Below are 11,960 nucleotides of genomic sequence, written 5' to 3'. Positions count from 1 at the left end.
AGAGCTGTCAGCGCGGCTTGACCTGGTGTGGCAGGTTTGGGCGGATACGCTCACCAGGCTGCTGCTCGGTACGCTGAAGACATTGCCACTCTGAGCTAATGGCGGCTTGGTGAGGCTTCATTACGGAGGAGAAACATGACTGATCGCGTGTCGGCGGGGAACCTGCGCGTCGCCCGAGTGCTCTACGACTTCGTGAACAACGAGGCCCTGCCCGGCACCGACATCGACCCGGACAGCTTCTGGGCCGGAGTCGACAAAGTCGTCACCGACCTCACGCCGAAGAACCGGGACCTGTTGAACCGCCGCGATGAGCTGCAGGCCCAGATCGACAAGTGGCACCGCCAACGCGTGATCGAGCCGTTCGACGTCGAGGCGTACCGCCAGTTCATTACCGAAATCGGTTACCTGCTGCCCGAACCCGAGGATTTCACGATCACGACGTCCGGCGTCGATGACGAGATCACCACGACCGCGGGACCGCAGCTGGTGGTGCCGGTGCTCAACGCCCGGTTCGCGCTCAACGCCGCGAACGCGCGCTGGGGCTCGCTCTACGACGCCCTGTACGGCACCGACGTCATCCCCGAGAGCGACGGTGCCGAAAAGGGCACCAGCTACAACAAGATTCGCGGCGACAAGGTCATCGCCTATGCGCGCAACTTCCTCGACCAGGCGGTGCCGCTGGAATCCGGGTCCTGGGCCGACGCGACGGGACTGGCCGTCGAGGACGGCCAGCTGAAGGTCGCGACCGCCGACGGATCCGTTGGCCTGGCCAGCCCGGAGAAGTTCGCCGGCTACACCGGCGAGCTCGGCTCCCCCGACTGGTCGGTGCTCCTGGTGAACCACGGTCTGCACATCGAGATCCTTGTCGACCCCGAGTCGTCGATCGGCAAGACCGACCGCGCCGGCATCAAGGACGTGATCCTGGAATCGGCCGTCACCACGATCATGGACTTCGAGGACTCGGTCGCCGCCGTCGATGCCGACGACAAGGTGCTGGGTTACCGCAACTGGCTGGGGCTGAACAAGGGCGATCTGTCCGAGGAGGTCGCCAAGGGCGGCGAGACCTTCACCCGGGTGCTGAACCAGGACCGCACCTACACCACGCCCGACGGCGAGGGCGAGCTGACGCTGCCGGGCCGCAGCCTGTTGTTCGTCCGCAACGTCGGCCACCTGATGACCAACGACGCCATCGTCGACGCCGACGGTAACGAGGTGTTCGAGGGCATCATGGACGCGCTGTTCACCGGCCTGACGGCGATCCACGGGCTCAAGACCGGGGACGCGAACGGCCCGCTGGCCAACAGCCGCACCGGGTCCATCTACATCGTCAAGCCGAAGATGCACGGGCCCGACGAGGTCGCATTCACCTGCGAGCTGTTCAGCCGCGTCGAGGACGTCCTGGGCCTGCCGCAGGCCACCCTCAAGGTCGGCATCATGGACGAGGAGCGGCGGACCACCGTCAACCTCAAGGCGTGCATCAAGGCCGCGGCCGACCGGGTGGTGTTCATCAACACCGGCTTCCTGGACCGCACCGGCGACGAGATCCACACGTCGATGGAGGCCGGTCCGATGATCCGCAAGGGTGCGATGAAGAACACCACCTGGATCAAGGCCTACGAGGACGCCAACGTCGACATCGGCCTGGCGGCCGGCTTCAAGGGCAAGGCGCAGATCGGCAAGGGCATGTGGGCGATGACCGAGCTGATGGCCGACATGGTCGAGCAGAAGATCGGCCAACCCAAGGCGGGCGCCACCACCGCGTGGGTGCCCTCGCCGACGGCCGCCACCCTGCACGCGATGCACTACCACTACGTCGATGTGGGCGCCGTGCAGGAGGAGCTGGCGGGCCAGAAGCGCACCAACATCGACGAGTTGTTGACCGTCCCGCTGGCCAAGGAACTGGCTTGGGCCCCCGAGGAGATCCGCGAGGAGGTCGACAACAACTGCCAGTCCATCCTCGGCTACGTGGTGCGCTGGGTCGCCCAGGGGGTCGGCTGCTCGAAGGTGCCCGACATTCACGACGTGGCGCTCATGGAAGACCGTGCCACGCTGCGGATTTCGAGTCAGCTGCTGGCCAACTGGCTACGCCACGGGGTGATCACCGAGGAGGACGTGCGGGCCAGCCTGGAGCGGATGGCGCCGCTGGTGGACGCGCAGAACGCCAAGGACGCGGCCTACCTGCCGATGGCGCCCAACTTCGATGACAGCATTGCGTTCCTGGCCGCCCAGGACTTGATCCTGACCGGGACGCAGCAGCCCAACGGCTACACCGAGCCGATCCTGCATCGCCGCCGGCGCGAAGTTAAGGCCCGCGCGACGCAATCAAATTGAGCTCGTGCCTTAATCGGGCTCGCGGAGCATCGGTGCCGCTGACGACTAAGATCAGCGGCGGGTTCACAACAAGTCGGATGGATCGACGGAAAGGCGACGGACACCGCTATGGGTAGGCACAGTTTGCCCGACCCTGGGGACTCCGTCGACGAGCCATACGAAAGTGGCGACACCGACGACCGTCGCCGGGACGCCGTCGGCGAGGACTACGCCGACGAGGGTGACTATCCGGTCGAGGACGACTTCGACGCCGAGGATGACCCCTACGCCGCCGAGGACGCGTTCGAGGCCGGCACCGCCGACGATTACCCGGAGTTCCCGGCGCGGCAGCCCGGGCCGCCGAGCGCGGAGCCGCCCGCCTCGTCGCCGTCACTGTTCGGCCGCGGCCACCGCGGCCTCGGCGATTGGCGGGGCGGCCATCGCAGCGAGGGCGGCCGCCGCGGAGTCAGCATCGGCGTGATCGTGGCCCTGGTCGCCGTCGTCGTGGTGGTGGGCAGTGTGATCCTGTGGAGCTTCTTCGGTGATGCGTTATCCAACCGCTCGCACCAGGCCGCCGGGCGTTGCGTGGGCGGTAAGGAGACGGTCGCCGTCGTCGCCGACCCGTCGATCGCCGACTCGGTGCAGCAGTTCGCGGAGACCTACAACTCCTCGGCCGGCCCCATCGGCGACCACTGCGTGGAGGTCAGCGTCAAACCGGCCGGCTCCGACGCGGTACTGAACGGCTTCATCGGCAAGTGGCCCGCCGAGCTGGGCGGGCAGCCGGCGTTGTGGATTCCGGGCAGCTCGGTCTCCGCCGCGCGGCTGGCCGGGGCCACGGCGCAGAAGACGATCACCGACAGCCGCTCGCTGGTGACGTCGCCCGTGGTGCTCGCCGTCCGCCCGGAACTCCAGCGGGCGCTCGGCAACCAGAATTGGGGGGCGCTCCCGGGGCTGCAGACCAACCCGAACGGCTTGGCCGGCGTGAACCTGCCGGCCTGGGGGGCGCTGCGGCTGGCCCTGCCGATGACTGGCAATGGTGACGCGGCGTTCCTGGCCGGGGAAGCGGTGGCGGCCGCATCGGCACCTCCCGGCGCCCCGGCAACCCAGGGCACCGGCGCGGTGCGCGCCTTGCTGAGCGCGCAACCGAAGCTGGCGAACAACTCGCTGACCGAGGCGATGGACGCGCTGTTCGGACCCCCTGACGCGGCAACCGCCCCGGTGCATGCGGTGATCACGACCGAGCAGCAGCTGTTCCAGCGCGGCCAATCGTTGCCCGACGCGAAGGGCATGTTGGCCTCCTGGCTACCGTCCGGGCCGGCGCCGGTCGCCGACTACCCCACGGTGCTGCTCAGCGGCTCGTGGCTGACGCGGGACCAGACCTCGGCGGCCAGCGAGTTCGCCCGCTTCATGCACAAGCCCGACCAACTCGCCAAGCTGGCAAAGGCCGGCTTCCGGGTCAACGGCGTCAAGCCGCCGAGCAGCCCGGTCACCACATTCCCGGCGCTACCGGCGACGGTGTCGGTGGGTGACGACGCGATGCGCGCGACGCTGGCCGAGGCGATGGCCAGCCCGTCGAGCGGGCTGGCCGCGACCATCATGCTCGACCAGTCGATGCCCGGCCAGGAGGGCGGGAAGTCGCGCCTGGCGAACGTCATCGCCGCACTGCAGGACAAGATCAGGGCGCTGCCACCCACCTCGGTGGTGGGGCTGTGGACGTTCGACGGCCACGAGGGACGTTCGGAGGTGGCCGGCGGGCCCCTGGGCGACCCCGTGAACGGCCAGCCGCGTTCGGCGGCGCTGACCGCAGCGTTGGACAAGCAGTACTCGTCGCCGGGCGGCGCCGTGTCGTTCACCACGCTGCGCATGATCTACCAAGAGCTGCAGGCCAATTACCACCCGGGCCAGACCAACTCGATATTGGTCATCACGGCGGGTCCCCACACCGACCAGAGCCTGGACGGCCCCGGGTTGCAGGATTTCATCCGCAAGAGTGCGGACCCGGCCAAGCCCATCGCGGTGAACGTCATCGACTTCGGCGGCGACCCGGACCGCGCGACGTGGGAAGCGGTCGCCCAGCTCAGCGGTGGTGGCTACCAGAACCTCGCCACATCGGCGTCCCCGGACCTCGCCGCGGCCATGAACGCCTTCTTGAGCTGAGCGGGCCTGCGAGCGGGTGCCTGTCACACTCCGGGCCTAGCATCATGAGCGCTACCGAAGGAGCGCCATGAGCATCGACTTCAGCCCGGACCCCCAGCTCTACCCGTTCGAGTCGCGCTGGTTCGACAGCTCGCAGGGGCGCATGCACTACATCGACGAGGGCCCCGCCGGTTTCGAAGGGCCGCCGATCCTGCTGTGCCACGGCAACCCGACCTGGAGCTTCCTCTATCGCAACATCGTCATCGCGCTGCGCGACAGATTCCGCTGCATCGCACCGGATTACCTCGGGTTCGGGCTCTCGGACCGGCCCGCGGCGTTCGGATACACCATCGAGGAGCACGCCCGGGTGGTCGGCGAGTTGGTCGACCACCTCGGCCTCGAGAGCTTCCTGACGATGGGCCAGGACTGGGGTGGGCCCATCAGCATGGCGGTCGCGGTGGAGCGCGCCGAGCGGGTGCGCGGCGTCATCCTGGGCAACACCTGGTTCTGGCCGACCGACGAATTCACGACGAAGATGTTCAGCCGGGTGATGTCGAGTCCGCCGCTGCAATACGCGATCCTGCACCGCAATTTCTTCGTCGAGCGTCTGATCCCCGCCGGAACCGAGCACCGGCCGAGTGATGCGGTGATGCAGCACTACCGGGCGGTGCAACCCGGCCCCGAGGCCCGCAAAGGCGTCGCCGAGATGCCCAAGCAGATCCTGGCCGCCGGACCCCTGCTGGCGCGGCTCGCCCGGGAAGTGCCGGCCAAGCTGGGCGCCAAACCCGCCCTGTTCGTTTGGGGCATGAAGGATTTCGCGTTCCGGCCCGGCCCCACCCTGCCGCGCATGCGCGCGACCTTTCCCGACCACGTCGTCGTCGAACTGCCCAATGCCAAGCACTTCATCCAGGAGGATGCACCGGATCAGATCGCCGCGGCGATCATCGACCGCTTCGGCTGACCAACCCTGCGCGACTTAGGCGAACGCCTCCACCGGCGGGCACGAGCAAACGAGGTGGCGGTCGCCGTAGGCGCCGTCGATGCGCCGTACCGGCGGCCACACCTTCGGCCGGAAGTTCTTCCCGAGCGGATAGGCGGCCTCTTCCCGCGTGTACGGGTGCTGCCAGTCGGCGATCAACAGGCATTCGGCGGTGTGCGGCGCGCCGCGCAGCGGATTGTCGTCAACGGGCCACTCCCCCGCACCCACCCGGTCGATCTCCCCGCGGATGGCGATCATGGCTTCGCAGAAGGCGTCGACCTCGGTCAGGCTCTCGCTCTCGGTGGGCTCCACCATGAGCGTGCCGGCCACCGGGAAGCTCATCGTCGGCGCGTGAAAGCCGTAGTCGGCCAAGCGCTTTGCGACATCGTCGACGGTGACCCCGGTCGACTTGGTGATCGGGCGCAGATCCAGGATGCACTCGTGGGCGACCATGCCGTTCTCGCCGGTGTAGAGCACCGGGAAGTACTCGTCGAGCCGGCGGGCGATGTAGTTGGCCGACGCGATCGCGGTCAGCGACGCCGCCCGCAGGCCGTCGGCGCCCATCATCCTGATGTAGGCCCAGCTGATCGGCAGGATCGAGGCGGACCCGTAAGGCGCCGACGACACCGGATGACCTTCGGGCAACTCGGGCGCATGCGGGTGCCCGGGCAGGAACGGGGCCAGGTGCGCGCGCACCGCCACGGGACCGACCCCCGGTCCCCCGCCCCCGTGCGGGATGCAGAACGTCTTGTGCAGGTTCAAGTGGCTGACGTCGCCGCCGAACTTCCCCGGCCGAGCCAGGCCGACGAGCGCGTTGAGGTTGGCGCCATCGACATACACCTGGCCGCCGGCGTCGTGGACGGCCGCGCAGATCTCGGCGATGTCGTGTTCGTAGACACCGTGGGTGGACGGATAGGTGATCATCAGCGTCGACAACGCGTCGCCGTGCTCGGCGACCTTGGCGCGCAGGTCGTCGAGATCGACGTCCCCGTTGTCGTGGCAGGCCACCACCACCACCCGCATGCCGGCCAACGCCGCCGACGCCGCGTTGGTGCCGTGCGCGCTGGACGGGATCAGGCAGATGTTGCGGTGGGGTTCGCCCCGGCTGGCGTGGTAGTCGTGGATGGCCAGCAGCCCGGCGTACTCGCCCTGCGAACCGGCGTTGGGCTGCAGCGAGACGGCGTCGTAACCGGTGATCTGCACCAGCCAGCTCTCCAGGTCGCTGATCAGCCGGCGCAGGCCAGGGGTGTCCGACGGCGGGGCGAACGGATGCTGACGCGCGAATTCCGGCCAGGTGATCGGTTCCATCTCCGCGGCGGCGTTGAGCTTCATCGTGCACGAGCCGAGCGGAATCATGCTGCGGTCCAAGGCGATATCTTTATCCGCCAGCGTGCGCAGGTAGCGCATCATCGCGGTTTCGGTGCGGTACTGCGTGAACGCCGGATGGGTGAGGAACTCCGAGGTGCGGGTCGCGATGTCGACGGCGACGGGCTCGGCCGCCGACCCGGCGAAGGCTTGCAGAACCGCCGCCACGTGCGCGTCCGTGGTGGCCTCGTCGCAGGCGACCGACACGTGGTCGTCGTCGACGCGCCACACGTTGACGCCGTTCGCCTTGGCCGCGGCCACCACCTCGTCGGCGCGCCCCGGCACCCGCGCCAGCACGGTGTCGAAGAACGCGTCGTGCACCAAGGCTGTGTTGGCCGCCGAGCCCAGGGCGGCGGCAATGGCCTCGGCGTGGGCGTGCACGCGGCGGGCGATCTGCACCAGACCGTCGGCCCCGTGGTAGCTGGCGTACATCGCGGCCATCACCGCCAGCAGCACCTGCGCCGTGCAGATGTTGCTGGTCGCCTTGTCCCGGCGGATGTGCTGCTCGCGCGTCTGCAGCGCCAGCCGGTAGGCCGGCGACCCGTCGGCGTCCAGCGACACACCGACCAGCCGGCCCGGCAGCTGGCGGGCGTGCTTGGAATGCACCGACAGGTATCCGGCGTGCGGGCCGCCGAATCCCATTGGCACACCGAATCGTTGGGTCGTTCCGAACGCAACGTCGGCACCGATGTCGCCGGGTGGGGTGATCAGCGTGCACGCCAGCAGGTCGGCCCCGACGGCAACCAGCGCGCCACGTTCGTGGGCCTGCTCCACCAGGGCCGCCCAGTCGGTGACGCGGCCGCTGGCGCCGGGCAGCTGGGTGATGACGCCGAAGAAGTCGCCCTCGGGCAGACCCTCGCGTAGATCGGCGGTGACGATCTCGATGCCCAACGGCTGGGCGCGCGTCACCAACACGGCCGCGGTCTGAGCGAACAGGTCGGCGTCGACGACCAGCCGGTTCGACGTGCCGCGGGTCGCGCGGTGCATCAGCGTCATGGCCTCGCCGGCCGCGGTGCCCTCATCGAGCATCGAGGCGTTGGCGACTTCCAGTCCGGTCAGGTCGGCAACCATCGTCTGGAAATTCAGCAGCGCTTCCAGCCTGCCCTGGCTGATCTCGGGCTGATACGGCGTGTAGGCGGTGTACCAGGCCGGGTTCTCCAGCACGTTGCGCAGCAGCACCGGCGGGGTGAGCGTGTCGTAATAGCCCTGCCCGATCATGGACACGGCCACGGTGTTGGCCTCGGCGAGCGCCCGCAGCTCGGCCAGGGCCTCGGCCTCGGTGACGGCCGGCGGCAATTCATCCAGCCCCGGTGCCGCACCGCTGCCGGTGAGCTTGTCGAGGATGCCCGCCGGGACGGCCTTGGCGGCCAGCTCGTCGAGCGAGTCGACTCCGATGACGGCCAGCATGGCCGCGACGGCCTGGGCGTCCGGACCGATGTGGCGGGCGGCGAAGGTTGTTTGCTCGGGCACTGGCGAAACTCCTGGTGGCAGAGACGAAGCGTGCAAGGGAGAGGACTAGCGGTCCTCTCCCTCTGTCTTCACCCGTGCGCCGGGCGCCTGAGAGATTCGGCGCCCGCTGATGTCTGAGCGCCTTTCCCCATCGGCGGGTGCCGACCGCTAGGGTCGGCACCGCTTTCCAGAGGCATCGTTAACTCGGGCGGTCCGGGTGCCTGAGAGGTTAGCGGAGAGGTGTTGCTCCTTCGGCGTCCGTGGCTGGCCGTCACGGAACTCTCCCGCACGAGTGCGATGCGGAGCCCAGTTTACCCGGTCGAGCGAGTGCGCTTAACCGATCTTGCGGTCACGGGTCTTGCGCCGGGACGCCAGCTCGTCTTCCGGGGCGGCGATCGATTCGCCGCCGTCGGCGCGCTCACCGGGGAAGTCGGCGATCACGCCGGTCAGCTCGCGCATTGCGCCCGACACGGCGATACCGAACACGCCCTGCCCGCCCTGCAGTAGGTCGACCACCTCTTCGGCGGAGGTGCATTCGTAAACCGTGGTGCCGTCGGAGAACAAGGTGATGTTGGCCAGATCCTGCACGCCGCGCTGGCGCAGGTGATCGACGGCAACCCGGATGTTGTGCAGCGAGATCCCGGTGTCGAGCAGCCGCTTGACGATCTTGAGAACCAGGATGTCCTTGAACGAGTAGAGCCGCTGGCTGCCCGAGCCCGCCGCGCTGCGGATCGACGGCACCACCAACGACGTGCGCGCCCAGTAGTCCAGCTGGCGGTAGGTGATTCCGGCGATCTGGCAGGCGCTGGGACCGCGGTACCCGACCAGCTCGTCCGGTACGGAGTCGTCGGGAAATAGTCCGGGCTGCACGGGCACTTCCGGTGCGGCGGTCGGATGGTCAGCTAGGTCCAGCTGTTCTTGGCGTGGCTGCTCGCTCACGGTGCTTCCTCTCGCCGATCGCGCTTTCGTTTCCAGCTGCGTCACTGGCTGCGTCGCAGCCACGTTTGCTCAGGCCCGAGTGCTAGAGAGCTTACGCTGTTCGATAGCTACCGCGCCCTTAAGTCGTGATCAAAGTATGGCTGCCGTCGGGCCAAGTGAGGGCGCTATCCGCCAGGCGTGTCGACATCCCGAGATCCACCCGTGATGTCGGTGTCCAGGGTAGTACCCGACTGCCGCGCCGCGCCAAGCCGCTCGGACGCTCCCGAAACCCGGCTAAGTGGCCTTGAAGTCGTCCGGAGACACGCTGTCGAGAAACTCCTTGAACTTCTCCACCTCGTCCTCGCGGACGGCGGTGCCCCCCTCTTCGTCGGTCTCGTCGGGGATGAGCAGGCCGGCCTGGGCCAGCACGGCCTCCTCGACGTAGATCGGAACACCGACGCGCAGCGCTATTGCCACCGAATCCGACGGCCGAGCCGACACGGTGATGTTGCGGTCGAAGACCAGATCGGCGTAGAAGGTGCCCTCTTGCAGATCGACGATCCGCACCTCTTTCAGCGAATGACCAAGCGCGGCAATGACATCCCTGATCAGATCGTGTGTCAGGGGGCGGGGCGGCTCGACGCCTTGCTGCTCGAGCGCGATGGCGGCAGCCTCCGATTGACCGATCCAGATCGGCAGGTATCGGTCGCCGTCGGTCTCGCGCAGTAACAGGACCGGCTGGTTCTGCGGCTGCTCAACGCGAATGCCGACAACACGAACTTCACCCATTTGTGTCTGCCCTCCGCATATGCTGCCGTGTCGGTTCTTGGCGCAACGACGACGCCGGATCGTCGCTATGCCGCTGAAAACCAAGCTATCGACGAAGTCTAGTCCTCAGCGATGCAGTACGTCGCGAACGGCGGATTTGATCAGCGACGTGTGCAAGGTGATGGCGAGGGCCGCCACCTCACGCGCCAGGTCGTCGGCGCGATCGCGGGCGCCGGCCTTGTCGGCTTTGACTAGCGGCCCGGCGATTTGGGCGATCAGGTCGGATTGCCGGTCCGCTGCCGAGCGGAAAGCACGCAGATGCCGCGGCTCCACACCGTATTCCGACAACGCTCGCGCGCATTGCAGGATGACCACGGCGTGTTCGTCGAAGAAGCCGCCCGGGCCGGTGGTGATCACGCCCGCCTTGAGCAGTGCCGTCAACAGGTCGTCGCCCACCCCGGAGCGCTCCAGCAGATCTTCACGACTCAGCCGGATGCTCGACGGCGCCACCGCCGCCGCGTCGGAACCGGCCCCGGAGCCCGGCTCGGCACTGGCCTCCCCAACTCCCGCCACCGACACCAGACGTGGCCCGGCGTAGGGCGAGCCGAAGGGCGGCAGTTCGCCGTCGGGCTGCGCGTCCAATTGCGACCGGATGACCTTGAGCGGTAGGTAGTGGTCGCGCTGCGCGGTCAGGATGAACCTCAACCGGGCACAGTCGTATGCGGTAAATCTCCGATAACCCGACGCGGCGCGCTGCGGCGTCACCAGTCCTTCGGCCTCCAGGAAGCGAATCTTGGAGATCGTGACATCGGGAAAGTCCGGCCTCAACAGTTCCAGGACCGCCCCAATCGACATCCCGGCCAGTGCCGGGCTATCGGGTGCGCTCACTAGCCTCCGGATCCTCCGTCCTCACCCTGCTTGGGCCCGGTCAAAAACACCAAGCGGAACTTGCCGATCTGTACCTCGTCGCCGTTGGCGAGCACCGCCGAGTCGACGGGCTCCCGGTTGACGTACGTGCCATTCAGGCTACCGACATCGACCACGCTGAATTCGTTGTTTTCCAACCTGAATTCGGCGTGGCGGCGACTGACGGTGACGTCGTCCAGAAAGATGTCGCTGTCGGGATGCCGGCCGGCGGAGGTGATGGGCTGGTCGAGCAAGAAGCGCGACCCCGCGTTAGGCCCCCGTTTGACGACCAGCAGCGCGGAGCCTGCCGGGAGGCCTTCCACCCCGGAGACCGCGCTCTCGGTGCCCGCCTGCGCGGGAGCGTCCAGTTCATTGAGGAAGTCGGCACGAAAGACGGAAGTCGTCTCCACCGTGACTTCGTCAGAGGTCTGGTCTTGGGGACTTCCGGAGTCCATATCCGTCACGCGCTGCTCCTCACTGGCCGCTGTGGCGTTGTCTGACCGGGCCGCTCGGCCGGCTGCTCACTGGGTTTTCTCGCCCGGTACTGCCGATTACAAGACTCGTGCGTTCAAGTGTCGATGTGTCGACGGTACCGCGCATAGGCCTGCAATGTGCCCCCCACCCGACGATCGGAAGACCGATTGCCCGCCTTCCCCCCGCCGGCCCGCCGCACCGCTCGCGTCGCCGCGCGGGGCTGGCAGGCACATTAGCAATCGTCATTCGGTCAGTGTTCCGCGGTAGGCCTCGGCGTCAAGCAGCGACGAAATGGCCGACTCCAGCGCGGCGACGTCCGGCACCTGCACGTCCAGCAGCCACCCGCCCCCGTAGGGCTCGGAGTTGACCAGCTGCGGGCTGCCTTCCAGATCGCCGTTGACCGCGGACACCGTGCCCGACACCGGGGCGTACAGATCCGAGACCGATTTCGTCGACTCGACCTCGCCGAACGATTCACCCGCGGTCAGTTCGGTGCCCACCTCGGGCAGCTGAACAAAGACGACATCGCCCAGGGCCGACTGCGCAAAGTCGGTGATACCGACGCGCACGGTGTCCTCACCGCTGCGGCGAACCCACTCGTGTTCGGCGGTGTAGTGCAGATCGGGCGGGATATCGCTCACAAGTCGTCCTGTTC

The 11,960-nt window shown here is 67.9% G+C and carries 9 protein-coding genes and 1 riboswitch; of the genes, 3 read left to right on the top strand and 6 right to left on the bottom strand.

Annotation, left to right across the window (positions count from 1 at the left end; all coding sequences use genetic code 11):
• Positions 1-135 precede the first annotated feature (135 nt).
• From A5756_RS16050 to A5756_RS16040, 3 genes are all read left to right on the top strand, one after another.
• The gene (locus A5756_RS16050) at positions 136-2,331 is read left to right on the top strand and encodes a malate synthase G (protein ID WP_066954150.1); all 2,196 of its coding nucleotides are present in this window, start codon (positions 136-138) and stop codon (positions 2,329-2,331) included.
• A 108-nt stretch (positions 2,332-2,439) separates the two neighbouring features.
• Positions 2,440-4,467: a substrate-binding domain-containing protein gene (locus A5756_RS16045; protein WP_066954147.1), complete on the top strand. Its 2,028-nt coding sequence runs from the start codon at positions 2,440-2,442 to the stop codon at positions 4,465-4,467.
• A 67-nt stretch (positions 4,468-4,534) separates the two neighbouring features.
• Positions 4,535-5,407, top strand: coding sequence for a haloalkane dehalogenase (locus A5756_RS16040; RefSeq protein WP_066954144.1), 873 nt, complete (start codon positions 4,535-4,537; stop codon positions 5,405-5,407).
• Between the two features lie 15 nt (positions 5,408-5,422).
• Here A5756_RS16040 and gcvP read toward each other — a convergent pair whose 3' ends face one another.
• The 6 genes from gcvP to gcvH form a co-directional block, all read right to left on the bottom strand.
• Entirely contained in the window at positions 5,423-8,260 is a 2,838-nt protein-coding gene (gene gcvP / locus A5756_RS16035) for an aminomethyl-transferring glycine dehydrogenase (protein ID WP_066954141.1), read from the bottom strand.
• Between the two features lie 178 nt (positions 8,261-8,438).
• A riboswitch (glycine riboswitch) is annotated at positions 8,439-8,536 on the bottom strand.
• A 36-nt stretch (positions 8,537-8,572) separates the two neighbouring features.
• On the bottom strand, positions 8,573-9,178 hold the full coding sequence (locus A5756_RS16030; RefSeq protein ID WP_066954138.1) for a MerR family transcriptional regulator: 606 nt from the start codon (positions 9,176-9,178) through the stop codon (positions 8,573-8,575).
• A 273-nt stretch (positions 9,179-9,451) separates the two neighbouring features.
• Complete coding sequence (locus tag A5756_RS16025; protein WP_046184273.1) at positions 9,452-9,946, bottom strand: bifunctional nuclease family protein; 495 nt, start codon at positions 9,944-9,946, stop codon at positions 9,452-9,454.
• Between the two features lie 105 nt (positions 9,947-10,051).
• Positions 10,052-10,813, bottom strand: coding sequence for a MerR family transcriptional regulator (locus tag A5756_RS16020; RefSeq protein ID WP_066954135.1), 762 nt, complete (start codon positions 10,811-10,813; stop codon positions 10,052-10,054).
• Positions 10,813-11,286 carry a glycogen accumulation regulator GarA gene (gene garA / locus A5756_RS16015; RefSeq protein WP_369817373.1) on the bottom strand — a complete coding sequence of 158 codons (474 nt, stop codon included), beginning with the start codon at positions 11,284-11,286 and terminating at the stop codon, positions 10,813-10,815. Before garA ends, A5756_RS16020 begins: the two co-directional genes overlap by 1 nt.
• A 261-nt stretch (positions 11,287-11,547) precedes the next feature.
• The gene (gene gcvH, locus A5756_RS16010; protein ID WP_066954128.1) at positions 11,548-11,946 is read right to left on the bottom strand and encodes a glycine cleavage system protein GcvH; all 399 of its coding nucleotides are present in this window, start codon (positions 11,944-11,946) and stop codon (positions 11,548-11,550) included.
• Between the last annotated feature and the right edge of the window lie 14 nt (positions 11,947-11,960).

Origin of the sequence: Mycobacterium sp. 852002-53434_SCH5985345, assembly GCF_001667155.1 — a bacterium.
In the GTDB taxonomy this organism is placed as follows: domain Bacteria; phylum Actinomycetota; class Actinomycetes; order Mycobacteriales; family Mycobacteriaceae; genus Mycobacterium.
Note: the sequence above shows the minus strand (reverse complement) of the source record. Positions and strands in the feature narration are given on the sequence as shown.

What these genes read in the sequence shown, in the direction of transcription:
- A5756_RS16025 (WP_046184273.1), bottom strand. Translation starts at nt 9,946, where the DNA reads ATGGGTGAAGTTCGTGTTGTCGGCATTCGCGTTGAGCAGCCGCAGAAC.
- A5756_RS16040 (WP_066954144.1), top strand. Translation starts at nt 4,535, where the DNA reads ATGAGCATCGACTTCAGCCCGGACCCCCAGCTCTACCCGTTCGAGTCG.
- A5756_RS16045 (WP_066954147.1), top strand. Translation starts at nt 2,440, where the DNA reads ATGGGTAGGCACAGTTTGCCCGACCCTGGGGACTCCGTCGACGAGCCA.
- garA (WP_369817373.1), bottom strand. Translation starts at nt 11,286, where the DNA reads ATGGACTCCGGAAGTCCCCAAGACCAGACCTCTGACGAAGTCACGGTG.
- A5756_RS16050 (WP_066954150.1), top strand. Translation starts at nt 136, where the DNA reads ATGACTGATCGCGTGTCGGCGGGGAACCTGCGCGTCGCCCGAGTGCTC.